General features: G+C 65.9%; 28 protein-coding genes. 11 read left to right on the forward strand and 17 right to left on the reverse strand.

The features are described 5' to 3' along the window. Window positions 1–20: 20 nt before the first annotated feature. Window positions 21–602, reverse strand: a complete 582-nt coding sequence (locus ACSFCA_RS13880) for a DUF3299 domain-containing protein (RefSeq protein WP_258353978.1) — start codon at window positions 600–602, stop codon at window positions 21–23. Window positions 603–730: 128 nt separating this feature from the next. Between ACSFCA_RS13880 and ACSFCA_RS13885 the strand changes: the two genes are divergently transcribed. Beyond that, complete coding sequence (locus tag ACSFCA_RS13885) at window positions 731–1,264, forward strand: hypothetical protein (RefSeq protein WP_435459895.1); 534 nt, start codon at window positions 731–733, stop codon at window positions 1,262–1,264. Here the strand turns inward: ACSFCA_RS13885 and arfB are convergent. From arfB to clpB, 4 genes are all read right to left on the reverse strand, one after another. Beyond that, a complete protein-coding gene (gene arfB, locus ACSFCA_RS13890) occupies window positions 1,233–1,640 on the reverse strand; it encodes an alternative ribosome rescue aminoacyl-tRNA hydrolase ArfB (protein WP_093177098.1) in 408 nt (135 codons plus the stop codon). The genes ACSFCA_RS13885 and arfB overlap by 32 nt on opposite strands. A gap of 4 nt (window positions 1,641–1,644) precedes the next feature. Further along, a complete protein-coding gene (locus ACSFCA_RS13895; RefSeq protein ID WP_435459896.1) occupies window positions 1,645–2,829 on the reverse strand; it encodes an acetyl-CoA C-acyltransferase family protein in 1,185 nt (394 codons plus the stop codon). Window positions 2,830–2,939: 110 nt separating this feature from the next. After that, a complete protein-coding gene (locus ACSFCA_RS13900; protein ID WP_256216808.1) occupies window positions 2,940–3,269 on the reverse strand; it encodes a hypothetical protein in 330 nt (109 codons plus the stop codon). A 9-nt stretch (window positions 3,270–3,278) separates the two neighbouring features. Then, window positions 3,279–5,900, reverse strand: coding sequence for an ATP-dependent chaperone ClpB (gene clpB, locus ACSFCA_RS13905; protein ID WP_093077649.1), 2,622 nt, complete (start codon window positions 5,898–5,900; stop codon window positions 3,279–3,281). A gap of 140 nt (window positions 5,901–6,040) precedes the next feature. On the opposite strand from clpB, the gene ACSFCA_RS13910 reads away from it, so the two are divergent. Continuing rightward, entirely contained in the window at window positions 6,041–7,036 is a 996-nt protein-coding gene (locus tag ACSFCA_RS13910) for a Bug family tripartite tricarboxylate transporter substrate binding protein (protein ID WP_093077650.1), read from the forward strand. 6 nt (window positions 7,037–7,042) lie between these two features. Here ACSFCA_RS13910 and ACSFCA_RS13915 read toward each other — a convergent pair whose 3' ends face one another. After that, window positions 7,043–7,603, reverse strand: coding sequence for a molybdenum cofactor biosynthesis protein MoaE (locus ACSFCA_RS13915; RefSeq protein WP_435459897.1), 561 nt, complete (start codon window positions 7,601–7,603; stop codon window positions 7,043–7,045). A 255-nt stretch (window positions 7,604–7,858) separates the two neighbouring features. On the opposite strand from ACSFCA_RS13915, the gene dapA reads away from it, so the two are divergent. After that, window positions 7,859–8,755, forward strand: coding sequence for a 4-hydroxy-tetrahydrodipicolinate synthase (gene dapA, locus ACSFCA_RS13920; protein ID WP_435459898.1), 897 nt, complete (start codon window positions 7,859–7,861; stop codon window positions 8,753–8,755). Here dapA and moaD read toward each other — a convergent pair. Genes moaD through ACSFCA_RS13955 form a run of 7 tightly spaced genes read right to left on the reverse strand, consistent with a single transcriptional unit; the run spans window position 8,742 to window position 15,854 of the window. Then, on the reverse strand, window positions 8,742–8,993 hold the full coding sequence (moaD, locus tag ACSFCA_RS13925) for a molybdopterin converting factor subunit 1 (RefSeq protein ID WP_258353973.1): 252 nt from the start codon (window positions 8,991–8,993) through the stop codon (window positions 8,742–8,744). The genes dapA and moaD overlap by 14 nt on opposite strands. A gap of 5 nt (window positions 8,994–8,998) precedes the next feature. Continuing rightward, window positions 8,999–10,285, reverse strand: a complete 1,287-nt coding sequence (locus tag ACSFCA_RS13930) for a molybdopterin molybdotransferase MoeA (protein ID WP_435459899.1) — start codon at window positions 10,283–10,285, stop codon at window positions 8,999–9,001. After that, complete coding sequence (mobB, locus tag ACSFCA_RS13935) at window positions 10,278–10,823, reverse strand: molybdopterin-guanine dinucleotide biosynthesis protein B (RefSeq protein WP_258353971.1); 546 nt, start codon at window positions 10,821–10,823, stop codon at window positions 10,278–10,280. The genes ACSFCA_RS13930 and mobB overlap by 8 nt, the downstream gene beginning before the upstream one ends. 18 nt (window positions 10,824–10,841) lie before the next feature. Beyond that, the gene (gene thrC, locus ACSFCA_RS13940; protein ID WP_097198754.1) at window positions 10,842–12,257 is read right to left on the reverse strand and encodes a threonine synthase; all 1,416 of its coding nucleotides are present in this window, start codon (window positions 12,255–12,257) and stop codon (window positions 10,842–10,844) included. Continuing rightward, complete coding sequence (locus ACSFCA_RS13945; protein WP_093077660.1) at window positions 12,254–13,576, reverse strand: homoserine dehydrogenase; 1,323 nt, start codon at window positions 13,574–13,576, stop codon at window positions 12,254–12,256. Before ACSFCA_RS13945 ends, thrC begins: the two co-directional genes overlap by 4 nt. A 14-nt stretch (window positions 13,577–13,590) precedes the next feature. Then, window positions 13,591–14,625 carry a DUF1176 domain-containing protein gene (locus ACSFCA_RS13950; protein ID WP_435459900.1) on the reverse strand — a complete coding sequence of 345 codons (1,035 nt, stop codon included), beginning with the start codon at window positions 14,623–14,625 and terminating at the stop codon, window positions 13,591–13,593. After that, window positions 14,622–15,854, reverse strand: a complete 1,233-nt coding sequence (locus ACSFCA_RS13955; RefSeq protein ID WP_093051067.1) for a pyridoxal phosphate-dependent aminotransferase — start codon at window positions 15,852–15,854, stop codon at window positions 14,622–14,624. The genes ACSFCA_RS13950 and ACSFCA_RS13955 overlap by 4 nt, the downstream gene beginning before the upstream one ends. 112 nt (window positions 15,855–15,966) lie before the next feature. On the opposite strand from ACSFCA_RS13955, the gene ACSFCA_RS13960 reads away from it, so the two are divergent. The 8 genes from ACSFCA_RS13960 (at window position 15,967) to ACSFCA_RS13995 (ending at window position 21,637) form a co-directional block, all read left to right on the forward strand. After that, window positions 15,967–16,350, forward strand: a complete 384-nt coding sequence (locus ACSFCA_RS13960; protein WP_093203314.1) for an Mth938-like domain-containing protein — start codon at window positions 15,967–15,969, stop codon at window positions 16,348–16,350. A 149-nt stretch (window positions 16,351–16,499) separates the two neighbouring features. Then, window positions 16,500–16,976, forward strand: coding sequence for a peroxiredoxin (locus ACSFCA_RS13965; protein ID WP_007830801.1), 477 nt, complete (start codon window positions 16,500–16,502; stop codon window positions 16,974–16,976). A gap of 211 nt (window positions 16,977–17,187) precedes the next feature. Beyond that, window positions 17,188–18,972, forward strand: coding sequence for a PhoH family protein (locus ACSFCA_RS13970; protein WP_435459901.1), 1,785 nt, complete (start codon window positions 17,188–17,190; stop codon window positions 18,970–18,972). A 153-nt stretch (window positions 18,973–19,125) separates the two neighbouring features. Then, on the forward strand, window positions 19,126–19,503 hold the full coding sequence (locus ACSFCA_RS13975; protein WP_258353967.1) for a VOC family protein: 378 nt from the start codon (window positions 19,126–19,128) through the stop codon (window positions 19,501–19,503). 7 nt (window positions 19,504–19,510) lie between these two features. Then, window positions 19,511–19,960: an EVE domain-containing protein gene (locus ACSFCA_RS13980; protein ID WP_258353966.1), complete on the forward strand. Its 450-nt coding sequence runs from the start codon at window positions 19,511–19,513 to the stop codon at window positions 19,958–19,960. Window positions 19,961–19,974: 14 nt separating this feature from the next. Beyond that, window positions 19,975–20,424 (forward strand): GyrI-like domain-containing protein, encoded by a 450-nt coding sequence (locus ACSFCA_RS13985; RefSeq protein WP_435459902.1) that lies wholly within the window; start codon window positions 19,975–19,977, stop codon window positions 20,422–20,424. After that, the gene (locus ACSFCA_RS13990) at window positions 20,421–20,888 is read left to right on the forward strand and encodes an MGMT family protein (RefSeq protein WP_435459903.1); all 468 of its coding nucleotides are present in this window, start codon (window positions 20,421–20,423) and stop codon (window positions 20,886–20,888) included. Before ACSFCA_RS13985 ends, ACSFCA_RS13990 begins: the two co-directional genes overlap by 4 nt. Beyond that, window positions 20,888–21,637: a helix-turn-helix transcriptional regulator gene (locus tag ACSFCA_RS13995; protein WP_435459904.1), complete on the forward strand. Its 750-nt coding sequence runs from the start codon at window positions 20,888–20,890 to the stop codon at window positions 21,635–21,637. The genes ACSFCA_RS13990 and ACSFCA_RS13995 overlap by 1 nt, the downstream gene beginning before the upstream one ends. A gap of 17 nt (window positions 21,638–21,654) precedes the next feature. Here the strand turns inward: ACSFCA_RS13995 and dnaB are convergent, their stop codons facing one another. From dnaB to priB, 4 genes are all read right to left on the reverse strand, one after another. Continuing rightward, the gene (dnaB, locus tag ACSFCA_RS14000) at window positions 21,655–23,061 is read right to left on the reverse strand and encodes a replicative DNA helicase (RefSeq protein WP_093051090.1); all 1,407 of its coding nucleotides are present in this window, start codon (window positions 23,059–23,061) and stop codon (window positions 21,655–21,657) included. Window positions 23,062–23,230: 169 nt separating this feature from the next. Continuing rightward, on the reverse strand, window positions 23,231–23,683 hold the full coding sequence (rplI, locus tag ACSFCA_RS14005; protein ID WP_258353962.1) for a 50S ribosomal protein L9: 453 nt from the start codon (window positions 23,681–23,683) through the stop codon (window positions 23,231–23,233). 14 nt (window positions 23,684–23,697) lie between these two features. Further along, a complete protein-coding gene (rpsR, locus tag ACSFCA_RS14010; protein ID WP_007830781.1) occupies window positions 23,698–23,979 on the reverse strand; it encodes a 30S ribosomal protein S18 in 282 nt (93 codons plus the stop codon). Between the two features lie 21 nt (window positions 23,980–24,000). Further along, the gene (gene priB, locus ACSFCA_RS14015; protein WP_258353961.1) at window positions 24,001–24,315 is read right to left on the reverse strand and encodes a primosomal replication protein N; all 315 of its coding nucleotides are present in this window, start codon (window positions 24,313–24,315) and stop codon (window positions 24,001–24,003) included. Between the last annotated feature and the right edge of the window lie 4 nt (window positions 24,316–24,319).

Below are 24,319 nucleotides of genomic sequence, written 5' to 3' on the forward strand. Positions count from 1 at the left end.
CGGCCGGCGATTACCGCGGCTTACTGCGGCTGCTTGGCCACGAAGCGCTCGACCGCGGCCGACTTGATCTCGTAGCCGCTCACGCCCATGTCCACCGACGAATAGCGCGCCGCTTTCAACGTGCCGCTGACGTACACCGTGTCCATCGCGTGCAGGCCCTTCACGGTGGTAGCCGCGATCACGTGCACGATCTGGTTGGCGGGCGGCGGCGGGGTGTGGATGCAGGCGCCGAAATACGGCACCAGCAGGAATTCGCGGATGCCGTCCTGCGTGCTGTCCAGCGGCACGACGAAGCCCGCCAGCTTGGCCGGCTTGTCGTCCAGCGCCACGTTGACCGGCGCGTTATCCCAGACGGCGCGCATCTCGTCGAGCATCTGGATCGCGCGCGGGTCGTTGTCGCGCAGCGCCTCGAGGCTGATGTTGCGGTAGCGCTTGGTCGGGTCCCAGCTCTTGGGAACAAGCTCTTCCCACTTGAGCTCGGGGGCCGGGGCGGCGCTCGCGGTCTGCTGCGCCGCCACTCCCGGACCGCAGCCGGTCAGGAGCGCCGCGGCCGGCACCAGCAGGAGCGCGGCCAGCACGGCGCGCGAAAAGAGCCTTCTCATGACCACGATTGTGCTTGGGAGATGTTTCAGGCCCGTAAAGCAGGGCCTTTTGCACTCATTTCATCCCAGATTCCACAAATTTGATGTAACGCGCCAGAATGCCGCACCACGATAACGAGGGGATCCGCATGGCACCTACAGGATGGCTGGGACTCACGTCCCTGGGCACAGTTCATACCGCGATCAGCCTGATCGCCGTCGTTGCGGGCCTGCTGGCCCTGTTCCGCTACAAAGAGATCACGATGCGCACCGGGCTCGGCCAGGTCTTCGTGTGGACCACGGTGCTCACTTGCCTCACGGGCTTCGGCATCTTCCAGCACGGCGGCTTCGGCAAGCCGCATGTGCTGGGCATCATCACGCTGCTGGCGCTGGCCGTGGGCACGCTCGCGGGCCGAGGCATGCTCTTCGGCAAGTCGGCACGCTATGTCGAGGCCATCGCGTTTTCGGCCAGCTTCCTGTTCCACTGGATTCCGGCCTTCACCGAAACGCTCACGCGCCTGCCGCTCGGCGCCCCGCTGCTGCCGAACGCCGACGCGCCGGAGCTCAAGGCGATCACCGGCGTGCTGTTCGTGCTGTACCTGATCGGCGTCGGCCTGCAGATCCGCCGGCTGCGCGGCGGCGCTGGCGCGCTCAGTCCCGCACCGGCCCGCGCAGGTTCTTGATCTGCGCGCGCTGGCTCTTGCCTTCGAGCCGGCGCTGCTTCGAGCCGTAGGTCGGCTTGGTGGCGCGCCGCACGCGCGGCGGCGTGGCCACGCTGTCGATCACCGCCTGCAGGCGCGCGAGCGCGTCGGCACGGTTCATCTCCTGCGTGCGGTGCTGCTGCGCCTTCAGCACGAACACGCCCTCCTGCGTGATGCGGCTGTCGCGCAGCGCGAGCAGCCGCTCCTTCACGTCGGCCGGCAGCGAGCTGGCGTGGATGTCGTAGCGCAGGTGCACCGCGCTCGACACCTTGTTGACGTTCTGCCCGCCCGCACCCTGCGCCCGGATGGCGCTGAAGTCGACCTCGTCGGGATCGATCAGGATGGGTGGGCGGAGCATGTGCTCAGACTCTTTCGAAGACGGCGGCAATGCCCTGCCCGCCGCCGATGCACATCGTGACCAGTGCGTAGCGGCCACCCGTGCGGTGCAATTCGGCGATCGCCTTCGTCGTGATGATCGCGCCGGTCGCGCCCACCGGATGGCCCAGCGAAATGCCAGAGCCGTTCGGGTTCACCTTGGCCGGGTCGAAGCCCAGCTCCTTGATGACCGCGCAGGCCTGCGCCGCGAAGGCTTCGTTCGACTCGATCACGTCGAAGTCGCTCACCTTCAGACCGGTGCGCTCCAGCACCTTGCGCGTGGCTGGCACGGGGCCGATGCCCATGTATGCGGGCTCGACACCGGCGTGCGCGTAGCCGACAAGGCGCGCCAGTGGCTTCAGGCCCCGCGCCTTGACGCTTTCGCCGCTTGCCAGCACCACGGCGGCAGCGCCGTCGTTGATGCCCGAGGCGTTGCCGGCGGTGACGAGGCCGTCCTTCTTGAACGCAGGCTTCATCTTCGAGAGCGCGTCGACGGTGGTGTCGGCGCGCACGTGCTCATCGGTGTCGAACAGCACGACGCCCTTGCGCGTCTTCACTTCGACCGGAACGATCTGCTCCTTGAAGCGGCCCGCCTCGATGGCGGCTGCCGCGCGCTGCTGGCTGCTCACGGCCAGTTCGTCCATCTGCTCGCGCGTGATGCCGTAGCGGGCAGCCACGTTCTCCGCGGTGATGCCCATGTGGATCTTCTCCCACGGGTCGTGCAGGATGCCCAGCATGTAGTCGACGAGCACCGCGTCTCCCATGCGCGCGCCGTAGCGCGCCGAGGTGTCGAAATACGGGCCGCGGCTCATCGACTCCGATCCGCCGCCGATGGCGATGTCGCAGTCGCCCAGCGCAATGGCCTGCGCTGCCGACACGATGGCCTGCAGGCCCGAGCCGCAGAGGCGGTTGACGTTGAAGGCCGGCGTCTCGATGGGGCAGCCCGCGTCGATGGCCGCCACGCGACTGAGATACGCGTCCTTCACGTCGGTGGGAATCACGTTGCCCATCACCACGTGGCCGATGGCATCGGCCGCGAGGCCGCTGCGCTCGATGGCGGCCTTGACGGCGGTGGTGGCCAGGTGGGTGTTGGGCACGTCCTTCAGCGCTCCGCCGAAGGTGCCGATGGCGGTGCGGGCAGTGCCGACCACGAAGATGTCGCGCGATGTCATGGAATGTCTCTCCTGATGAAAAGCGAAAAGCCGCACTCAGCGGCGGCTGCAGGAGGACGATTCTGACGGTGAAAGGCGTGACGGGTTGTCGCGCCTGAAATAGCGGTGGCTCAGCCGCGCGAGACCGATTTCGGCGACACGTCGGTCACGTCGCTGGCGCTGCCGCGAATGCGCACCGGACGCTCCACCGATTCGCCGCGTGCCCGCGCATTGGCCACGTCGGCGGCGGTCGGCTCGGCCGGCTGTGCCGCATTACGAAATTTATCGAAGCCCGAGCGCGGATTGAAGCGCATGACCCAAGGCGTCACGGGCTTGCCCGTGAGACGCCCCCAAGCGTAGCGCACACCCCACACAGCCGCCAGCAGCATGACCGCCACAGCCAGGCTGGCCGCGAAAACCAGCCCCAGGAGCAGAAGAATGACGCGAAAAATGAAGTTCATCATCCAACTTTAGGCCGAAGCCGCCGCCGTTGGTTCCCCGGCCTTGGCGAACGAGAACTTGCCCGGCGACTGGATCGGGTCGGTCGTGACCTCGATGGTGTCCTTCGGCCCGAAGCTGCCGTCAAGCAACAGCTTCGAGAGCGGGTTCTCGATGCGCTGCTGAATGGCACGCTTCAGCGGTCGCGCGCCGAACACCGGGTCGAAGCCGACCTTGGCAATTTCTGCCAACGCCGCCGGCGACACCTCCAGGCCCAGATCCATCTTCGCGAGCCGCGCCTTCAGCACCTTGAGCTGGATCGCGGCGATCGATTCGATGTTCTTCGCGTCGAGCGCGTGGAACACGACCGTCTCGTCGATGCGGTTCAGGAACTCGGGGCGGAAGTAGTTCTTCAGCTCGTCCCACACCGCCTCTTTGATCTCTTCGGAAGGCTTGCCCACCATGGCCTGGATGATGGGCGAGCCGATGTTGCTCGTCATCACGATCACGGTGTTCTTGAAGTCCACGGTGCGGCCCTGGCCGTCGGTAAGGCGGCCATCGTCGAGCACCTGCAGCAGCACGTTGAACACGTCGGGGTGGGCCTTCTCGACCTCGTCGAGCAGCACCACGCTGTAGGGCTTGCGGCGCACGGCTTCCGTGAGGTAGCCGCCCTCCTCGTAGCCCACGTAGCCCGGAGGCGCGCCGATCAGGCGGGCGACCGAATGCTTCTCCATGAACTCGCTCATGTCGATGCGGATCAGGTGGTCTTCGCTGTCGAACAGGAAGCCTGCGAGCGCCTTGCACAGCTCGGTCTTGCCCACGCCCGTGGGGCCGAGGAACAGGAACGAGCCGGTCGGGCGGTTCGGATCTGAAAGACCCGAGCGCGAGCGGCGGATCGCGTTGGCGACCGCGCCGATGGCCTCGTCCTGGCCGACCACGCGCTCGTGCAGCTTGTCTTCCATCACGAGCAGCTTGTCGCGCTCGCCCTGCATCAGCTTGGCGACCGGAATGCCGGTGGCGCGCGCCACGACTTCGGCGATTTCTTCCGCGCCGACCTGGGTGCGCAGCAGCGTGGGCGCGCTGGACTTGCCCTTGTTCGCCTCGTTGGCCTCGGCCTCCTTCAAGCGCTTTTCGAGCGCGGGCAACTGGCCGTACTGGAGCTCGGCGACCTTGTTGAAGTCGCCCTTGCGCTTCCACTCTTCGATCTGGAACTTGATCTTGTCGACGTCTTCGCGCACCTGCGCGCTGCCCTGGGCCTGGGCCTTCTCGGCCTGCCAGATCTCGTCGTAGTCGGCGATTTCCTTCTGCAGCTTCTCAATCTCGTCCTCGATCAGGCCGAAGCGCTTCTGCGAGGCCTCGTCCTTTTCGCGGCGCACGGCTTCGCGCTCGATCTGCAGCTGGATCAGCCGGCGGTCGAGGCGGTCCATGACCTCGGGCTTGGAGTCCATCTCGATCTTGATTTTGGCCGCGGCCTCGTCGATCAGGTCGATGGCCTTGTCGGGCAGGAAGCGGTCGGTGATGTAGCGGTCAGACAGTTCGGCCGCAGCCACGATGGCCGGGTCGGTGATCTGCACGCCATGGTGCACTTCGTATTTTTCCTGCAGGCCGCGCAGGATGGCGATGGTGGCTTCGACGCTGGGCTCGCCCACGATGATCTTCTGGAAGCGGCGCTCCAGCGCGGCGTCCTTCTCGATGTACTTGCGGTATTCGTCGAGCGTGGTGGCGCCCACGCAGTGCAGCTCGCCGCGCGCAAGCGCGGGCTTGAGCATGTTGCCCGCGTCCATCGCACCTTCGGCCTTGCCGGCACCGACCATGGTGTGCAGTTCGTCGATGAAGACGATGGTCTGGCCTTCGTCCTTCGCGAGTTCGTTGAGCACGGTCTTCAGGCGCTCTTCGAATTCGCCGCGGAACTTGGCACCAGCCAGCAACGCAGCCATGTCGAGCGACAGCACGCGCTTGCCCTTGAGCGAATCGGGCACTTCACCCGCAACGATGCGCTGCGCCAGGCCTTCGACGATGGCGGTCTTGCCCACGCCCGGTTCGCCGATGAGCACGGGGTTGTTCTTGGTGCGGCGTTGCAGCACCTGGATGGCGCGGCGGATTTCCTCGTCGCGGCCGATGACCGGGTCGAGCTTGCCCAGGCGGGCGCGCTCGGTCAGGTCCATGGTGTATTTCTTGAGCGCTTCGCGCTGGCCTTCGGCATCGGCGCTGTTCACGCCCTGCCCGCCGCGCACGGCGTCGATGGCGGCTTCGAGCGACTTGCGGCTCAGGCCGTTTTCGCGGGCGGTCTTGCCGATGTCGGCCTTGCTGTCGGCCAGCGCGAGCAGGAAGAGTTCGCCGGCAATGAACTGGTCATTGCGCTTGAGGGCTTCCTTTTCGGTGGCCTGCAGCAGCTTGCCCAGTTCGGGGCCGACCTGGACGATGTCGTGGCCCTGCACCTGCGGCAGTTTCTTGATGGCGGCCTCGGCCGCTTGCGTCAGGCCGGGCACGTTGACGCCGGCACGCTCGAGCAGGGCGCGCGGGCCGTCGTCCTGGCGCAGCATCGCGACCAGCAGGTGGGCCGGTTCGATGTAGGCGTTGTCGCTACCCAGCGCGAGCGTCTGGGCATCGCCCAGCGCTTCCTGAAATTTGGTGGTGAGTTTGTCTTGTCGCATGGTGGTATTCCTGCATCCAAAATAGGGCTGTTCGGGCACGATTCAAGGCTGCCGGCCACGCCGGTGCCGTGGGCACGGCTATTGCACAAGGTCCGTTTCCCCTGCCCGTAGGCATTTCTCTCTCTCGAATGGAGTCGATCATGGTTTTTTCAATGCAGCGCGTTCAACCGGTGCGCCGGGCGATCAGCGTGGGCCTCTTTCTAGCCGCCATGGGCCTGTCCGGCCTTGCGCAAGCGCAAAGCGGCACCCCCATCCGCCTGCTCGTGGGCTTCCCCGCCGGCGCCGGCACCGACGCCATTGCACGCACGCTGGGCGAAAAACTCAAGGACGTGCTGGGCGTGCCCGTGGTGGTCGAGAACCGCGCCGGTGCGGGCGGGCAGATTGCTGCAACGGTGCTGAAGTCTTCGCCGGCCGACGGCCACACGCTGTTCCTGTCGCACGACCACACCATCTCGATCCTGCCGCAGGTGGTGAAGAACCCGGGCTTCAACCCCGCCACCGACTTCGTCCCCGTGGCCGGCTTCGCCACCTTCGCCAACGTGCTGGCGGTGTCGGGCGGCACGCCGGCCAAGAGCATTGACGAGTACGTGAAGTGGGTCCGCACGCAGAAAGGCGGCAAGGAAACCATCGGCATCCCGGCGCCGGCGTCGATCCCCGAGTTCCTGGTGAAGATGATCTCGGACAAGTACAAGATCGACGTGCAACCCGCGCCCTACCGCGGCAGCGCGCCGATGACGGCCGACATGCTGGGCAACCAGATCACCGCAGGCATCGCCTCGGTGCCTGACTTCATCGAAAACCACAAGGCGGGCAAGGTGCGCATCGTGGCCTCCATCGGCGCCAAGCGCCAGGCCGTGATTCCGAACGTGCCGACCTTCACCGAGCTGGGCTTCTCGAACCTGGAAGACCTGCCCTACTACGGCATCTTCGCGCCGGTGGGCACGCCGCAGCCGATCATCGACAAGTACGGCGATGCGCTGCAGAAGGTGCTGGCAATGCCTGACGTGAAGCAGAAGCTCACGACGATGGGGCTGACGGTCGGCTACGAGCCGCAGGGCCAGTTCGCGGGCCGCGTGCGCACGTACACGCAGACCTGGGAGCGGATCATCCAGGCGAGCGGCTTCAAGCCACTCTGAGCGGCTTCAGGCGTTCGGGGCGCTGATGCCCCAGCGCGCCAGCGCCGTGTCGTCGGCCACGCGCGCATCGACCCAGCGGGCGCCTTCGGGCGTCTGCTCTTTCTTCCAGAACGGCGCCTGGGTCTTGAGGTAGTCCATCAGGAACTCGCAGGCCTCGAAGCTCTGGCCGCGGTGCGCCGACACCACCGCCACCATCATGATCTGGTCCAGCGGCTGCAGCAGGCCCACGCGATGGATCACGCGCGCGCCGAGGATGTCGAAGCGCTTGTGCGCCTCGTCGATCATGGCTTCGATGGCCTTTTCGGTCATGCCGGGGTAGTGCTCCAGCTCCATCGAGGTGATGGTGCCGCCGTCGTCTTTCGCCGCCGGGCCGCCCCAAGGCGAAAGCGCCCCCTCGGGGGGCAGCGAGGACACGCCAGTGCCGAGCGTGGGGGCACTATTTCTGTCGCGCACGGTGCCCACAAAGCTGCAGACGGCGCCCACGCGTTTGTCGCCGTCGCGCAACGCGGCGACCTCCTGCGAAAGGTCGAAATCGGCCGTCTGGATCGAAACACGCGCAACGCTCATGTCCGAATTGTGGCATCGCGATAGACTGCCGTAATGCCTTGTCCCGCCACGCTCTTCCCGGTGCCCTCGCACCCCGAAGGCCGCCGCGCGCGCCAAGGCAGCAACAAAGCCAAAAAACCAAAGCTCGTCTGACCGGAGCCGAGGTTCCGTCGTCGGATGAGCGACGGAACCTGCAAAAGGCTTTGGCCCCTCTTGGGTTGTGCGCGCATCGGACGGTGGTTCTTTCCATCGGTCGATTCCTGAAAGGAAACCCGCGTGCCTCAACAACAACCAAGCTCCACCATCCCTGATTTCTCCGGCTTCTGGGTGGCCCTCGTCACCCCGTTCCGCGACGACACGGTGGACCATGCCGCCCTCGCCACGCTGACCCGGCGGCTCGCCGACGACGGCGTGACGGGCTTCGTGCCCTGCGGCTCCACGGGCGAGGCCGCCGCGCTCGACGAAACCGAGCAACTGGCCGTGCTCGACACCGTGCTGGAAACGGCCTGCGGGCTGCCGGTCGTGATGGGCATTTCCGGCTACCACCTGGGCAAGGCCACGGCCTGGGCGCGCAAGCTCTCGGAACGCCCGCTGGCGGGCCTGCTGGTGTCCGCGCCAAACTACATCCGCCCCTCGCAGGCCGGCCTGCTCGAATGGTTCCGCACGATCGCCGATGCGAGCACGGTGCCGGTGCTGGTCTACGACATTCCCTATCGCACGGGCGTCACCATCGCCCGCGACACGCTGCTGGCGCTGGCCGAGCATCCGCGCATTCGCGGCATCAAGGACTGCGGCGGCGACATGGCCAAGACGCGCGCGGTGATCGCCGACGGCCGGCTGCAGGTGCTGACAGGCGAAGACCACCAGATCTTCGGCACCATGGCCGAAGGCGGCGTGGGCGCCATCGCGGCCAGCGGAAACGTGCAGACGCGCCGCTTCGTGCGGCTGGTGCGCCTGCTTGCGGAGAACCGGCTGCCCGAGGCGCGCGCCGAATGGCAGGCGCTGCAGCCGCTGGTGGAGATGCTGTTCGCCGAACCGAACCCGGGCCCGCTGAAGGCATTACTGGCGCACATGGGCGAAATGCGCGACGAGCTGCGCTCGCCGATGACCCGCGCATCCGACGACCTGCGCGAGCGCCTCGTGGCGCTGGACGCCCGGCTCAACCGCCCGTGACGGGAGGAAAGAAAGCGACTTCGCAGCCTTCGCTCAAGGTGGCGGCCTCGTCGCTCATGGCCTGATCGAGCGCCATGCGCACCGCCTTGCCGCGCGCAAGCGCGGTGGCGTAGGCGCCGCCCCGGGCGATGAGTTCGTCGCGCAGGGCCGACAGCGTTTCGGCTCGCGTGTCGACGGTTTCGCCGCTGCTGGAAAGTGCCTCGCGCACCGAGGCGAAATAACGGACCTGGACCTTCATGCGATTCAGCCCAGCAGCGATGCGAACGGAATGAAGTTGACGGTGTCGCCCGACTTGAACGTCTGGCCCGACGGGTTGTCGACCAAGCCGTCGCCCCAGACCATCGACGTGAGCACGCCCGAACTCTGGTTGCCGAACAGGTCGAGGCCGCCGGCCGCATTGCGCCGCGCGCGCAGGAACTCGCGGCGCTTGTCGGCACGCAGCCAGTCGAAATCGGCGCGCATCTTCACCGCTTCCGGCGCGACGCGCGTGCCGCCCTGCAGCGTCAGCAGGAAGGGCCGCACCAGCATCAGGAAGGTGAGAAAGCTCGACACCGGATTGCCGGGCAGCCCCGTCACATGGCATGCACCCTGCCCGTTGCTGCGCGCAATGGAGCCGTAGGCAAAAGGCTTGCCGGGCTTCATCGACAGCGACCAGAGCTGCAGCTCGCCGAGCGACTGCAGCGCCGCGCGGATGTGGTCTTCCTCGCCGACGGAGACACCGCCGGTCGTGATGATCAGGTCGCTGGCCTCGGCCGCGTTGCGCAGCGCCGCGATGGTGGCTTCGCGGTCGTCGGGCACGATGCCCAGGTCGTTCACCTCGCAACCCAGGCGATACAGCAGGGCCCGCATGAAGAAGCGGTTGGAGTTGTAGATGGCGCCGGGCTTCATCGCGTCGGGCGCAACCTCGCCGGGCATCACCAGCTCGTCGCCGGTGGAGAGCATGGCCACGCGCGGCTTGCGGGCCACCTGCAGCTTGTGGAAGCCGACGCTGGCCGCGAGGCCGAGCGCGGCGGGCGTGAGGCGCTCGCCCTGCTTCAGCACGACGTCGCCTGCAGCCACGTCTTCGCCTGCGCGCCGAATCCACTGCCCGGCCGCCGGAACGATGGCGATGCGCACCGAGCCCAGGCTGCCTTCCTGTGGCGTGGCCGTGGTGTCTTCCTGCATCACGACCGCATCGGCTCCTTCCGGAATCTGCGCGCCCGTGAAGATGCGCGCCGCGGTGCCGGCCGCGAGCGCCGTGCCGACGGTGCCTGCGGGAATGCGCTGCGCCACTGTCAGCTCGGCGCCAGGTGCGGCGCAGTCGGCCACGCGCACGGCATAGCCGTCCATCGCACTGTTGTCGCGCGGTGGCACCGTGAGACCGGAGACGAGGTCTTGCGCCAGCACGCGGCCGTCGGCGTCGAAGGTGCCGACGCTTTCGGTGGGCAGCTTCGGCGTTGCCTTCGCGAGCAGGACCGCAATGGCCTCGTCCAACGGCATCAGTGGCGGACGCGACGAAGAAGCGGAAAAAGGAACGGGTGAATCAGCCATGGTGCTCGGGGTTGTATTCGAAGCGGTCGCCGCTGTCGATCAACCACTTCGCAATGGCCTCGGCGTCGTTGAGGTCGAACAGTGGCCGTTCGGTGGGCGACGGCAGGCTGGCCGGTGCGTCGGTGGCCACGGCGGTGACGAAAGGATCGTTGGTGTACAGCACGGGCCGCGAAGGCTCGCCCGCTTCCGGCTCGCGCCAGACCTCGATCTTGAGCACGTCGCTGTGCCGGAAGCCCTCGACCAGCACCCAGTCGGCGGCCGGGTGCACCTCCACCAGCAACTGGTGCACGCTGAGCTCGACGGGAACCTCGAACTCGCGCATCACGGCGAGCCGCTTGTCGGATGCCACGACCACCTCGAAGGCGCCGGCCTCGCGATGGCGGTAGGTGTCCTTGCCCGGATGGTCGATGTCGAACTTGTGATGCGCATGCTTGACCACCGACACGCGCTGGCCAAGCCGCTTGAGCGCCGGAATCAGGCGCTCGAGCAGCGTGGTCTTGCCCGCGCCCGAATAGCCGGCGAAACCGACGACCTTCATGCGGGAGCCCGGGCGCGATCAGTCACAGTTCTCGGCGATGTAGGCCTTGACGGCTTCCGCGTCGGCCGGCAGCTTGACGACGCGCTTGGGCAGCGCCTCGATGCCTTCGAACTTCTTCGGCCGCGCAGGCTCTTCGCCCAGTGCCTCGACCAGCGTGGCGGCGAACTTGATCGGCAGCGCGGTTTCGAGCACCACCATCGGCACGCCGGGCGTGATCTGCTCGCGCGCGGCCTTGAGGCCGTCGGCCGTGTGCGGATCGATCAGCGTGGCAAAGCGCTTCTCGGTGTCGCGGATGGTGGCCAGGCGGTCGGCGTGCGTGCTGCGGCCACTGCGAAAGCCGAAGCGCCCGGCAGCCTGCTTGAACGCCGGGTCGGCGCTCAGGTCGAAGCTGCCCTGCAGGCCCAGGTCGTCCACGAACAGCTGGCGCAGCCTGGCGGAGTCGCGTCCGACCAGGTCGAACACGAAGCGCTCGAAGTTGCTGGCCTTGCTGATGTCCATCGACGGGCTGGAGGTCTCGTGCGTGTCGACGGCCGCGCGCACGCGGTACACGCCGGTGCGGAAGAACTCGTCGAGCACGTCGTTCTCGTTGGTGGCGACCACCAGCGTCTGGATCGGCAGGCCCATCATGCGCGCCACGTGGCCCGCGCAGACGTTGCCGAAGTTGCCCGAGGGCACGGTGAAGCTCACGGGCTTGTCGTTGCTCGCCGTGGCCTGGAAGTAGCCGGCGAAGTAGTAGACGACCTGCGCCAGCAGGCGCGCCCAGTTGATCGAGTTGACCGTGCCGATGCGGTACTTGCGCTTGAAACCCAGGTCGTTCGACACGGCCTTGACGATGTCCTGGCAGTCGTCGAACACGCCGGTAATGGCAATGTTGTGGATGTTGGCGTCTTGCAGGCTGAACATCTGCGCCTGCTGGAACGGGCTCATGCGGCCGTCGGGCGAGGTCATGAAGACGCGCACGCCCTTCTTGCCGCGCATGGCGTATTCGGCCGCGCTGCCCGTGTCGCCGCTGGTGGCGCCGAGGATGTTGAGCTCGGAGCCGCGACGGGCCAGTTCGTACTCGAACAGGTTACCCAGCAGCTGCATCGCCATGTCCTTGAAGGCCAGCGTGGGGCCGTTGGACAGGGCTTCGAGGTACACGCCGTCTTCGAGCTCGCGCAGCGGCACGATCTCATCGGTGCCGAAAACTTCGGCTGTGTAGGTCTTCGCGCAGATCGCCTTCAGGTCGGCCGGCGGAATGTCGTCGATGTAGAGCGAGAGGATCTCGAAGGCCAGCTCGGCATACGGCAACGCGCGCCATTTGGCGAGCGTGGCGGTGTCGACCTGCGGATACGTTTCGGGCAGATAGAGGCCGCCGTCGGGCGCAAGGCCTTCAAGAAGGATTTCGCAGAAGCGCTTGCGGTCGGGGTGGCCGCGGGTGCTCAGGTAGTTCACTTCAGCTCTTCCTTGCGGATGCGCACGATGGGCTCGAGCACGGTCGGCAGCGCCTGCAGCTCGGCAATGACGTCGTTGACGGTACCTTCGCGCGCATCGTGCGTGAGGATGATGAGGTCGGTCTGCGTCGAGCCTTCGCCGCCTACTTCGTCGGCTTCGCGCTGCAGCACGGCGTCGATGCTGATACCGGCGGTGGCCAGCAGACCCGTCACCTTGGCGAGCACGCCGGCCTGGTCGGCCACGCGCAGGCGCAGGTAGTAGCTGGTGACGACTTCCGACATCGGCAGCACCTTCAGGTCGCTCATCGCGTCGGGGTGGAAGGCCAGGTGCGGCACGCGGTGCGCTGCGTCGGCCGTGTGCAGGCGGGTGATATCGACCAGGTCGGCGATCACGGCGCTGGCGGTCGGCTCGCTGCCGGCGCCCTTGCCGTAGTAGAGCGTGGTGCCGACGGCGTCGCCGTGCACCACCACCGCGTTCATCGCGCCTTCGACGTTGGCCAACAGGCGCTTCGACGGCACGAGCGACGGATGCACGCGCAGCTCGATGCCCTTGGCGGTTCGCTTGGTGACGCCCAGCAGCTTGATGCGGTAGCCCAGCTGTTCGGCGTACTTGATGTCCTGCGCGGCGAGCTTGGTGATGCCTTCGATGTGGGCCTTGTCGAACTGCACCGGAATGCCGAAAGCAATGGCGCTCATCAGCGTGACCTTGTGGCCGGCGTCGACGCCTTCGATGTCGAAGGTCGGATCGGCTTCGGCATAGCCCAGGCGTTGCGCTTCCTTGAGCACGGTCGCGAAGTCCAGGCCCTTGTCGCGCATCTCGGACAGGATGAAGTTGGTGGTGCCGTTGATGATGCCGGCCAGCCACTGGATGCTGTTGGCCGTGAGGCCTTCGCGCAGCGCCTTGATGATCGGGATGCCACCGGCCACCGCGGCCTCGAAAGCCACCATCACGCCCTTGGCGTGCGCGGCCGCGAAGATCTCGGTGCCGTGCACCGCAAGCAACGCCTTGTTGGCCGTGACCACGTGCTTGCCGGCCGCGATGGCCTCGAGCACCAGTTGCTTGGCAATGCCATAGCCACCGATGAGCTCGATGACGATGTCGATGTCGGGGTTGGCGATGACTTCCCGCGCGTCGCTGACCACCTTGACGCCTTCGCCAACCACTTCGCGGGCGCGGGCGGTGTCGAGATCGGCCACCATGGTGATCTCGATGCCGCGGCCGGCACGGCGCTTGATTTCTTCCTGGTTGCGCTGGAGCACCTTGAAGGTGCCGCTGCCGACCGTGCCTGCGCCGAGCAGGCCTACTTGGATGGGTTTCATTGGGAGAGTCGCGTTCATGGTTTGGATGGGGTGGCTGACGGCGTGGAAGTCACGACGCGGCTGACGTAGCGGGGCAAGGTCCAGGCGCCGCCGGCAAAGCCGCGGCACATGCCGTCGCCTGTGGAGCCGGTGCGCACGAAGTCCTTGCCGTTGAAATGCCAGGTCTCGCTCGACCAGCAGTCGCCGATGCCTCGGCCTTTCATGGCAGAGGTGACGCTGCCTTCCTTCTCGTCGAAGTCGCCATTCGCCTCGATGGACACCGGCGCGAAGGGCGGCTTGTCGTTGGCGATCCAGAGCAGGCTGGAATAGTTGTAGGCGCCCATGCCACAGCCCAGCGACAGCAGCACCTTCCGGTCGGTCAGGCGCGAGACGGTCAGCGACTTGGCGTTGATGTCGTCGCGGTTGTTGCAGTCTTCCTTGGCGCTGTCCAGTTTCAGGGACGGGAAGATGCGCGCGGCCAGCGCGTCGTCGCCGGGGTGCGCCTTCGGCGGCACGACCACGCTCACGACAGGGGCCGGCACCGGCGGCAGCACCGAAGACTCGGGCTTGTTGCCGCGGCGCACCAGCGCGCCCGGCGTGCCGACGCGGCCCTGGGCCTCGTCCATCTTCAGCAGCACGGCGTTGAGGCCGGCGAGCGAAAGGGTCCACTTCTTGCCGCCGTTGGCGGTCACCGTGGCGTCGTCGCCCTTGAGCAGTTCGGGCAGGACGGTGCGGACCTGGCTGTCGTCGAAGCTGGCGGTGCCCGCAGCCAGGCCCGAGACGGTGGCCTTGCCGACCTTGAAGCGCAGCGGGCCCTTGACGCCGTCGTCATCGCCGATCTGCAACTGAATATCAACTGTCGCGCCGGGCCCCGCCTTGCGGGTGATGAGCATCGACACCGGCTCGCTCGCCCCGCTTTCCGGCTGGTAACCGGCGGCGCGGCAGGTGCGCGTGTTGTCGCAGGCCAGCTCCCAGTCGTTGTGCGAGAACGAGACGGACTCCTTGTCGGCAGCTCCGGCGGACAACGCGGCGAGCGACAGCGCCGCAGCAGCGATGCAGGCAGATTTCATGAGCGCGACTTGCGGCGCAAACGGTACTGCTCAAGGAACTTCGCGATGCGGTTGATGGCCTCGCGCAAGTCGTCTTCATGGGGCAGGAACACGATGCGGAAGTGGTCGGGCGTGGCCCAGTTGAAGCCGGTGCCCTGCACCAGCATCACGCGGGTTTCCTTCAGCAGCTCGAGGAAAAACTGGCGGTCGTCCTCGATCGGATAGACCTCCGGGTCGAGCTTGGGGAACATGTAGAGCGCTGCGCTCGGCTTGACGCAGCTCACGCCCGGGATGGCGGTGATCAGCTCGTAGGCCAGGTCGCGCTGGCGACGCAGGCGGCCACCCTCGCACACGAGGTCGTTGATGCTCTGGTAGCCGCCGAGCGCCGTCTGGATGGCCCACTGGCCCGGCACGTTGGCACACAGGCGCATGTTCGAGAGCATGTTCAGGCCCTCGATGTAGTCCTGTGCGCTGCGCTTGTCGCCCGACACCACGAGCCAGCCGGCGCGATAGCCGCACGAACGGTAGCTCTTGGACAGCGAATTGAAGGTGAGCGTGAGCACGTCGGTCGACAGGCTGGCAATGGCGGTGTGCTTGACGCCGTCGTACAGCACCTTGTCGTAGACCTCGTCGGCGAAGATCACGAGACCATGCTCGCGCGCGATGGCCACGATGCTCTTGAGCAGGTCGTTCGAGTACAGCGCGCCGGTCGGGTTGTTCGGGTTGATGACCACGATGCCCTTGGTGCGGGGCGTGATCTTGGCGCGGATGTCGTCGAGGTTGGGCATCCAGCCGTTGGCCTCGTCGCACAGGTAGTGCACCGGCGTGCCGCCCGACAGGCTCGTGGAAGCAGTCCACAGCGGGTAATCAGGGGCCGGCAGCAGCAGTTCGTCGCCGTCGTTGAGCAGCGCGTTCGTGGACATGGCAATCAGCTCGCTGGCGCCATTGCCGAGATAGATGTCGTCGAGGGTGACGCCCGCAATGCCCTGCTTCTGCGTCTCGTGCATCACCGCCTTGCGCGCGGCGAAGACGCCCTTGCTGTCCGAATAACCGGCCGAGGTGGGCAGGTTGCGGATCATGTCCTGCTGGATTTCCTCGGGGGCATCGAAGCCGAACACGGCCAGATTGCCGATGTTGAGCTTGATGATCTTCTGGCCGTCTTCTTCCATCTGCTTGGCGGCATCCATGATAGGGCCGCGGATGTCATAAAGAACGTTGGCCAGCTTGGCCGATTTCTTGAGCTGCTTCAAAAGGCCCTCCCGGGCGCGGGTTGCGGAGTTGCTTAACGAGTAGTCAAAGGCCCTTGCGAGCCCCGTGGCACTAGGGAAAACCTATAATTTGACCACAGTTCCCAGTGCCCAGATGAAGCTCCAGCCCGACAAATCCGACGCTCAGTCCCTCACCGCACACGGCCCCGGCTGGGTGGCAATCAACAACGAAAAAGTCGAAGGCAGCGTAGTGGTTGGCTCGCGCGGCGAGCGCTTCGAATGGAATTGTTCGAGCTTCGACCAGCTCGGCGCCGAACATTTCGCGCAATTGGCGGCCCTGGGTGCGGAATTGATCATTTTCGGCAGCGGAAACCGCATCCGCTTTCCCCAGCCCGCATGGCTGAAGCCCCTGATGGCGCAGCGCACCGGCGTCGAGACCATGGACACCGCGGCAGCCTGCCGAACCTACAACATCCTGGCCGGAGAAGGCCGGCACGTGATTGCCGCCCTGCTGGTCGAGAGCCCGGCGGGTGGCTGAGAGAGGTATTTTCGGGGTAAAATACCGGGTTGCGAACAGGCCCGCTACCCCAAAGTTAGCAACGACCAATCCTCCATTCCTTGAGCAAGTCCCGTCCGAAACGGGACGAGAGGGCTCGGGAACGGAATCTAACGGAGAAAACAAGTTTCATGGCGATCGTTGTCAACAAACCCATTCCTGAATTCGACGCCAACGCCACGGGCGGCCTCAAGGTCTCGAATACCTCGCATCTCGGCCACGTGCTGGTCATGTATTTTTACCCGAAAGATAACACTCCGGGTTGCACCACCGAAGCCATGCAGTTTCGCGACCGCTACAAGGACTTCGAAAAGGCCGGCGCCACGGTGTTCGGCGTGTCCCGCGACAACATGAAGTCGCACGACGAATTCAAGGCCAAGCTCGAGCTGCCCTTCGAGCTCATCGCCGACACGGAAGAAAAGATGTGCCACATGTTCGGCGTGGTCAAGAACAAGATCATGTACGGCAAGAAGGTCAAGGGCATCGAGCGCAGCACCTTCCTGATCGGCGCCGACGGCATCCTGAAGGCCGAATGGCGCGGGCTCAAGGTTCCGGGCCATGTCGACGACGTGCTCAAGGCCGTCAAGGCGCTCAAGAAGGCTGCCTGACCGCCGCCCGGCGAGCCGGCCGTGCACTTTTCCGCTCTGGCGTGGGGAATGCCCAACGCAGCGCGTAAAGAGCCTCCGGCGCGTCATCTGCGGTGTGCATAATGGTTTCATGCCGTTGAGCTCCACGACCGCATCCCCCGAACAAAGCCGCCTTGGTCTTCAGGCGGCTTTTTCGTTTTCTGGTTCCCACTTTCTGCGAGCGATCTGACACATGCCACTGCCCCCCGCCCCCACGAAACGCGCTGCATTGCTCTCGCCGGACGCACTCGATGCGCCCGCCCGGTCCTCGCACAGGGGCTCGCGCCGTTCCGGCGATTCGCGCGCTGACGAAGCCACGGTGCACAGCCCGCAGCCGCTGGAATTGTTCGACAGCCTCGGCACTGAAGGCGCCGGCGGCGCCACCGTGCGCCCGACGCGCCGGGGCAGGTCCAAACCCGCACCGGCCCCCGTGCCCCCCGTGAGCGCACCGCAGCCGGAGGCCATGGTGCAGGTCGAGACGAGGAAGGCGCCGGTCGTCGAAGTCACACCAGCTCCCGCTCCAGCGCCGCAAGCGCCGACGCGACCCAAGCGCAACAAGTCCAATGGACCGGCCAAGCTGTTCGTGCTCGACACGAACGTGCTGCTGCACGACCCCATGTGCCTGTTCCGCTTCGAGGAGCACGACATCTTCCTGCCGATGATCGTGCTGGAAGAACTCGACGGCCACAAGAAAGGCACCACCGAAGTCGCGCGCAACGGCCGCCAGACCAGCCGCACGCTCGATGCGCTGGCCGGCGCCCAGGACGCCGACATCGACAAGGGCCTGAAGCTCGACACCACCGGCCACCGCGAAGCCGGCGGCCGGCTGTTCTTCCAGACCGCCCCGCTCGACTACTCGCTGCCGATCAGCCTGCCCCAGGGCAAGGCTGACAACCAGATCCTCGGCGTGGTGCACGCGCTGCGCGACGAGTACGCCAAGGACCGGCCGGGCAAGCCGAAGCAGGAAGTGGTGCTGGTGTCGAAGGACATCAACATGCGCGTCAAGGCGCGCGCGCTGGGCCTTGCCGCCGACGACTACCAGAACGACAAGACGCTGGAAGACGGCGACCTGCTCTACGCCGGTTCGCTCGCACTGCCGCCCGACTTCTGGACCCGCCAGAGCAAGACGGTCGAAAGTTGGCAGAGCGGCAGCAATACCTTCTACCGGATCAGCGGTCCGCTGGTGCCCAACCTGTACATCAACCAGTTCGTGTACTTCGAGGCGCCCGGCGAGCCGAGCATGTACGCCCGCGTCACCGAAATCCGCGACAAGACCGCGGTGCTCAAGACGCTCAAGGACTACAGCTCGGGCAAGAACGCGGTCTGGGGTGTGAACACGCGCAACCGCGAGCAGAACTTCGCGATGAACCTGCTGATGGACCCCGAGATCGACTTCGTCACGCTGACCGGCACCGCCGGCACCGGCAAGACCCTGATGGCGCTGGCTTCCGGCCTCACGCAGGTGCTCGACGACCGCCGCTACACCGAGATCATCATGACCCGCGCCACCGTGAGCGTCGGCGAAGACATCGGCTTCCTGCCCGGCACGGAAGAGGAAAAGATGGGCCCCTGGATGGGCGCGCTCGATGACAACCTCGAGTTCCTGGCCAAGGGCGACGGCGGTGGTGCCGGCGAGTGGGGCCGCGCGGCCACCAACGAGCTGATCCGCAGCCGCATCAAGGTCAAGAGCATGAACTTCATGCGCGGACGCACCTTCCTCAACAAGTACGTGATCATCGACGAGGCGCAGAACCTGACGCCCAAGCAGATGAAGACGCTGATCACCCGCGCCGGCCCCGGCACGAAGATCATCTGCATGGGCAATCTCGCGCAGATCGACACGCCGTACCTGACGGAAGGCTCCTCGGGCCTGACCTTCGCGGTCGACAAGTTCAAGGGCTGGCCGCACGGCGGGCACATCACGCTGGCGCGCGGCGAACGCTCGCGGCTGGCGGATTTCGCCAGCGACGTTCTCTAAAACCAGCGGCACAGGCCGACACAAGCCCGCGCATGCTCCCCGGAGCATCGCGGGCTTTTTTTCGCCCGCAATGACAGGCTACTGACAAGACGTTGTCAGTAGGCGGCTCGCACCATCAGGGCTCCTTCAACCGACACGAAAGAGAGCCCCAAAATGCAAAAACAGAACGCCATCAGCTGGTTCGAGATCCCGGTCGCCGACATGGACCGCGCCCAGGCCTTCTATGAGACTGTGCTGGCCCGCAAGCTGCGCCGCGAGAACTTCGGCGGCGAGACGCTGGCCGTGTTCCCCTACGACGATCCCGCCACGGGCGGTGCCCTGCAGGCCGGAGCCAACGCCAGCGCGCGCGCCGGCACGGGCATTCGCATCTACCTCGACTGCAACCCCGGCATCGACGCAGTGCTTGCGCGGGTCGAAGCCGCAGGCGGACAGATCGTGGCGCCCAAGTCCGCGCTGCCTCCCGGCATGGGCTTCATCGCCCACATGCGCGACACCGAAGGCAACGAAGTCGGCCTGCACGCGCTGGATTGATCCCGTCATGACGCAACGCAACTGGATCGCCGTAGCCAGCGCCGAGCACGCACGGCTCGGCCGCGATCATCGGCCGCTCGGCTTCATGCAGGTCGGCCACGGCAAGCATTCGCCGCTCAAGCGGCTCTCGGCGGGCGACCGCGTCGCCTACTATTCGCCGTCCACGGTGTTCGGGGGCACGGACAGGCTGCAGAGCTTCGTCTCGATCGGCGTCGTGCAACCCGGCGAGCCGTATGAGTTCGACATGGGCAACGGCTTCGTGCCCTGGCGGCGCGACGTGGCCTATGCAGCCGGGCACGAGGCGCCGATCGCACCGTTGATCGAGCGCCTGGCCTTCATCGAGAACCCCAAGCAATGGGGCTACAAGTTTCGCTTTGGCATGTTCGACGTCACCGACGCCGACATGAAGCTGATCGCCCAGGCCATGAAGGCCGATCTGAAAACACTGTCGCTTTGAGGAGAAGCCCCCCTATGGAACCTACCCGCCAACACCAGGATGCCTTTCACGTCGCGGGCCTCACCATCCGCACCACCAACCACGAAGAGAACGACCCCACGACCGCCCGCATCGGCAAGCTGTGGGGCCGCTTCTTCGGCGAAGAGACTTACGCATCGACGCCGGACCGCACCGGCGACATCCGCATCTTCAGCGTCTACTCGGCCTACGAGTCCGACGCCCACGGCGCCTTCGACGTGACGGCGGGTGTCGCCGTCTCGGGTGGCCAAGACAGTCTGGCCGTCGAGGCTGGCGACTACCTTGTGTTCACCGGCCAGGGAGAGATGCCGCAGATGGTCATCGCCACATGGCAGCGCATCTGGCAGTATTTCGAGGCACACCCGGAAGTCGCGCGCCGCTACCGCAGCGATTTCGAAGCCTACGAAGGGCCGGACAAGGTGGCGATCCACATCGGAGTTTCATGAGCCCCAAGAAGAGCTGGCGCGACAGGTTGGCCAGCTACCCTCACCTGCCGAACGTCAAGGAGATTCCCGCCGCCATGCGCCCTCGGCGCGGCGAAGGGACCATCGCCACGCCGTCGCCGCGGGAGGTGGAAGCCGCGATGCGCAGCATTCCGGAAGGCCGGCTCGCAACGGTAATGGGCATCGGCGAGGACATCGCGTTGCGCCACGAGGCGACCATTGGCTGCACGGTGACCACGGCGATCTTTGCCCACATGGTCGCGCATGCAGCCGAGGAGGCAGCGAGGACGGAAGAACGAACGCCCTACTGGCGCACTCTCAAGATCGGCGGCGAGCTCAATGCCAAGTACCCCGGCGGCATCGAGGCGCAAATGTCGAAGCTCGAAGCCGAGGGCCACACAGTCGTGCAGCGCGGCAAGCGCTACTTCGTCGAAGACTTCGCGAAGAAGCTCACCGGAACACGCTGATGCGCCGCGCAGACCGCCTGTTCCAACTCGTGCAGCTCATCCGCGGGCGTCGGCTGACCACGGCCGCATTCCTGGCGCAGCGCCTCGAAGTGTCGGAGCGCACGGTGTACCGCGACGTGGCCGACTTGCAGCATCAAGGCGTGCCCATCGAGGGCGAAGCTGGCGTGGGCTACCGTCTGGGCGCCGGCTTCGAGCTGCCGCCACTGATGTTCACGCAGGACGAGGCCTCGGCTCTGGTGGCCGCAGCGCGGCTCGCACAGAGCTGGGTCGATCCAGCGCTGGCACGCGACATCGAGACCGGGCTGGGCAAGATTCTGTCGGTGTTGCCGCCGGCGGCGCGCGTCTCGGCCGAAGCTCTGGCGCTCTACGCCCCCGCGATGGGCCTGGACAAAACCCTGCGCACGCGGCTGCAGACGCTGCGCGAAGCGGTGCAGTCGCACAACAAGCTGCTGCTGCAGTACCACGACGTATCGGGCGACGCCAGCGAACGCACGGTGCGGCCGCTCGGCTGCTTCTATTGGGGCAAGGTCTGGACGCTCTCGACCTGGTGCGAGCTGCGCAACGACTTCCGGGGGTTTCGCCTGGATCGCATGGACGCGATCGAGGTGCTGCCCGAGCGCTTTCGCGACGAGCCGGGCAAGACGCTGGCAGACATGCTTCGACAGATGAAGGCCGAGACGGCGCAGGGCAAGGTGGTGCCGCAGAAGCCATCGGACTCGCCGCCCTGGTCCGGCAACGGCTCCAGCTGACGACCTTCCGCGCCGGCTCAGTACTCGTCGTTGTGGCTGTAGCCCACCAGGTTCTCGAACTTGGTGATCGGCTTCAGGAAGGCCAGCTTGATGGTACCGGTCGGGCCGTTCCGGTGCTTGCTGATGATCACCTCGGCCACGCCCGGCTCCTTCGACTCCTTGTTGTAGTAGTCGTCGCGGTAGATGAACATGATGATGTCCGCGTCCTGCTCGATGGCGCCGGATTCGCGCAAGTCGCTCATCATGGGGCGCTTGTCGGTGCGGCTTTCAACGCCGCGGCTGAGCTGCGACAGCGCGATCACCGGGCACTTCAGTTCCTTGGCCAGCATCTTCAGGCCGCGCGAGATTTCGCCCACGGCGGTGGCGCGGTTCTCGTCGCCCGAAGTGCTGGTCGACATCAGCTGCAGGTAGTCGACCACGATCAGGCCCAGGCGCCCGTACTGGCGCGCGAGGCGGCGCGCGTTGGCGCGCAGTTCGCTGGTCGAGAGGCCAGGCGTTTCGTCGATGTGCAGCGACACGGTGCGCAGCTTCTCGATGGCCTCGGTCAGGCGCGGCCACTCTTCGTCGCTGAGCTTGCCAGTGCGCAGGTGGCCCTGGTCGATACGGCCGATGGAACCCACGATACGCACTGCCAACTGCGCGGCGCCCATTTCCATCGAGAACACCGCCACCGGCAGACCTTCTTCGAGCGCCACGTGCTCGGCGATGTTGATCGCGAGCGAGGTCTTCCCCATCGAGGGACGCGCAGCCAGCACGATCATGTCGCCCGGCTGCAGGCCCGAGGTCATCTTATCGAAGTCGTTGAAGCCGGTGCGCACGCCCGTGATGTCGTTCGGGTTCTCGGCCATTTCCGTCACGCGGTCGAGCAGTTCGACCACCAGGGCATCCATGCTCTGGAAGCCCTGCTTCATCCGCGTGCCTTCTTCGCCGATGTTGAAGATCTTCTGCTCGGCTTCGTCGAGGATCTTGTCGACCGCCTTGCCCTGCGGATTGAAGGCGTTGGTCGCGATCTCGTCGCTGGCAGAAACCAGTTTGCGCAGGATCGAGCGCTCGCGCACGATCTCGGCGTAGCGGCGGATGTTGCTCGCGCTGGGCACGTACTGCGCGAGCGAATTCAGGTACACCAGCCCGCCGATGTCGTCGGCCTTGCCGAGGTTCTGCAGCTGCTCGTAGACGGTGATCACGTCGGCCGGCTTGCTGGCGTTGATCAGCCCACCGATGGCGGCGTAGATCAGCTTGTGTTCGTGGCGGTAGAAGTCGCCGTCAACCAGCAGGTCGCCCATGCGGTCCCAGGCGCCGTTGTCGAGCAGCAGGCCGCCGAGCACGCTGGATTCGGCCTCGATGGAATGAGGCGGAATGCGCAGCTGGGCAACCTGGCGATCGGCCGACGGATCATTGTCGGCATAGGAGAAAACAGCGGACATGGACTTCCCTTGCAACCCTGCATGCTAAGCCGCGCGCGCTGATGCGCGTGTGGACAAGGTTGTGAATAAACGGTGATCTTCCAGTGCAATTGACTGGAAAACTCGGGCGCAGAAAAAGAAAAGCCGCCCGAAGGCGGCTTTTGCTGCAGCGCACAGGCGCTGTGGACGATCAGGCGGTTTCGCCGTAGACCGTCACGGTGATGTCGACCACCACGTCGGTGTGCAGGGCCACGCTCACAGTGCTGTCGCCGACGACCTTGATCGGGCCGTTGGGCAGGCGCACTTGCGACTTGGCAACCTTGTAGCCTTGCTTGCCCAGTTCTTCGGCGATGTCGCCGTTGGTGACCGAGCCGAACAGACGGCCGTCGACGCCAGCCTTTTGCGTCAGCTTGATGGTCGTGCCACCGAGCTTTTCGCCTTGAGCTTGCGATTCGGCCAGCTTGGCGGCCGCAGCCTTTTCGAGTTCGGCGCGCTTGGCTTCGAATTCGGCCTTGTTGGCGGCGGTAGCGCGGCGGGCGCGGCCCGTCGGAATCAGGAAGTTGCGTGCGTAGCCGTCCTTGACCTTGACGATGTCGCCCAGGGCGCCGACGTTGACAACCTTGTCCAGAAGAATGATTTGCATGGTATCGACTCCTCTTAGACGCGGTGCTGGTCGCTGTACGGCACCATGGCCAGGAAGCGCGCGCGCTTGATGGCGGTGTTCAGCTGGCGTTGGTAGATCGCGCGCGTGCCGGTCAGGCGGGCGGGGATGATCTTGCCGTTTTCGCTGATGAAGTCACGCAGCGTGTCGATGTCCTTGTAGTCGATTTCCTCGACGCCAGCGACGGTGAAGCGGCAGAAGCGCTTGCGCTTGAACAGCAGCGACTGGGTGTTGCGCTTCGGGCGCTTGTCTTTGTTGAATTTCTTGAACGTGGCCATTTGGGGACCTCTTGTCGAAAATTAATCTTGCTGAAAATCCTGGATGTGCAGGACCGGATGCTTGCCGTTGCCCGGCGTCGCGAGAAAGCCCTGAAAACGCCAGAGACTTCCCATCGACTGCCTTGCGAGCCGTTCGGCGATGGCGCCGAAGGCAACGGCCTTGAGGGCCGTCTTCACCTGCCTGGGTTTACCTGCCTCCTGGAGCGTCGACTCGTGTTCGAGCTTCAGGTCTATGGCGGGCAAGCCGGCTGGCGTGAATCGCAATGCTCCGAGTTCGGCAACGGAGGCGGTCAGCAGAAGCTGGTTGACCCCGGTTGCCGCAGCGGCAGCAGTCACGCCA

The sequence above is a fragment of the Variovorax multivorans genome, from assembly GCF_051216835.1.
Lineage (GTDB): Bacteria > Pseudomonadota > Gammaproteobacteria > Burkholderiales > Burkholderiaceae_C > Variovorax.

What these genes read in the sequence shown, in the direction of transcription:
- ACSFCA_RS13995 (WP_435459904.1), top strand. Translation starts at nt 20,888, where the DNA reads ATGCGCCGCGCAGACCGCCTGTTCCAACTCGTGCAGCTCATCCGCGGG.
- ACSFCA_RS13965 (WP_007830801.1), top strand. Translation starts at nt 16,500, where the DNA reads ATGGCGATCGTTGTCAACAAACCCATTCCTGAATTCGACGCCAACGCC.
- rpsR (WP_007830781.1), bottom strand. Translation starts at nt 23,979, where the DNA reads ATGGCCACGTTCAAGAAATTCAACAAAGACAAGCGCCCGAAGCGCAAC.
- ACSFCA_RS13910 (WP_093077650.1), top strand. Translation starts at nt 6,041, where the DNA reads ATGGTTTTTTCAATGCAGCGCGTTCAACCGGTGCGCCGGGCGATCAGC.
- moaD (WP_258353973.1), bottom strand. Translation starts at nt 8,993, where the DNA reads ATGAAGGTCCAGGTCCGTTATTTCGCCTCGGTGCGCGAGGCACTTTCC.
- ACSFCA_RS13885 (WP_435459895.1), top strand. Translation starts at nt 731, where the DNA reads ATGGCACCTACAGGATGGCTGGGACTCACGTCCCTGGGCACAGTTCAT.
- ACSFCA_RS13975 (WP_258353967.1), top strand. Translation starts at nt 19,126, where the DNA reads ATGCAAAAACAGAACGCCATCAGCTGGTTCGAGATCCCGGTCGCCGAC.
- ACSFCA_RS13950 (WP_435459900.1), bottom strand. Translation starts at nt 14,625, where the DNA reads ATGAAATCTGCCTGCATCGCTGCTGCGGCGCTGTCGCTCGCCGCGTTG.
- ACSFCA_RS13970 (WP_435459901.1), top strand. Translation starts at nt 17,188, where the DNA reads ATGCCACTGCCCCCCGCCCCCACGAAACGCGCTGCATTGCTCTCGCCG.
- ACSFCA_RS13880 (WP_258353978.1), bottom strand. Translation starts at nt 602, where the DNA reads ATGAGAAGGCTCTTTTCGCGCGCCGTGCTGGCCGCGCTCCTGCTGGTG.
- dnaB (WP_093051090.1), bottom strand. Translation starts at nt 23,061, where the DNA reads ATGTCCGCTGTTTTCTCCTATGCCGACAATGATCCGTCGGCCGATCGC.
- ACSFCA_RS13895 (WP_435459896.1), bottom strand. Translation starts at nt 2,829, where the DNA reads ATGACATCGCGCGACATCTTCGTGGTCGGCACTGCCCGCACCGCCATC.
- ACSFCA_RS13945 (WP_093077660.1), bottom strand. Translation starts at nt 13,576, where the DNA reads ATGAAACCCATCCAAGTAGGCCTGCTCGGCGCAGGCACGGTCGGCAGC.
- ACSFCA_RS13990 (WP_435459903.1), top strand. Translation starts at nt 20,421, where the DNA reads ATGAGCCCCAAGAAGAGCTGGCGCGACAGGTTGGCCAGCTACCCTCAC.
- ACSFCA_RS13960 (WP_093203314.1), top strand. Translation starts at nt 15,967, where the DNA reads ATGAAGCTCCAGCCCGACAAATCCGACGCTCAGTCCCTCACCGCACAC.
- mobB (WP_258353971.1), bottom strand. Translation starts at nt 10,823, where the DNA reads ATGAAGGTCGTCGGTTTCGCCGGCTATTCGGGCGCGGGCAAGACCACG.
- ACSFCA_RS13980 (WP_258353966.1), top strand. Translation starts at nt 19,511, where the DNA reads ATGACGCAACGCAACTGGATCGCCGTAGCCAGCGCCGAGCACGCACGG.
- rplI (WP_258353962.1), bottom strand. Translation starts at nt 23,683, where the DNA reads ATGCAAATCATTCTTCTGGACAAGGTTGTCAACGTCGGCGCCCTGGGC.
- ACSFCA_RS13985 (WP_435459902.1), top strand. Translation starts at nt 19,975, where the DNA reads ATGGAACCTACCCGCCAACACCAGGATGCCTTTCACGTCGCGGGCCTC.
- ACSFCA_RS13930 (WP_435459899.1), bottom strand. Translation starts at nt 10,285, where the DNA reads ATGGCTGATTCACCCGTTCCTTTTTCCGCTTCTTCGTCGCGTCCGCCA.
- ACSFCA_RS13915 (WP_435459897.1), bottom strand. Translation starts at nt 7,603, where the DNA reads ATGAGCGTTGCGCGTGTTTCGATCCAGACGGCCGATTTCGACCTTTCG.
- clpB (WP_093077649.1), bottom strand. Translation starts at nt 5,900, where the DNA reads ATGCGACAAGACAAACTCACCACCAAATTTCAGGAAGCGCTGGGCGAT.
- ACSFCA_RS13900 (WP_256216808.1), bottom strand. Translation starts at nt 3,269, where the DNA reads ATGAACTTCATTTTTCGCGTCATTCTTCTGCTCCTGGGGCTGGTTTTC.
- arfB (WP_093177098.1), bottom strand. Translation starts at nt 1,640, where the DNA reads ATGCTCCGCCCACCCATCCTGATCGATCCCGACGAGGTCGACTTCAGC.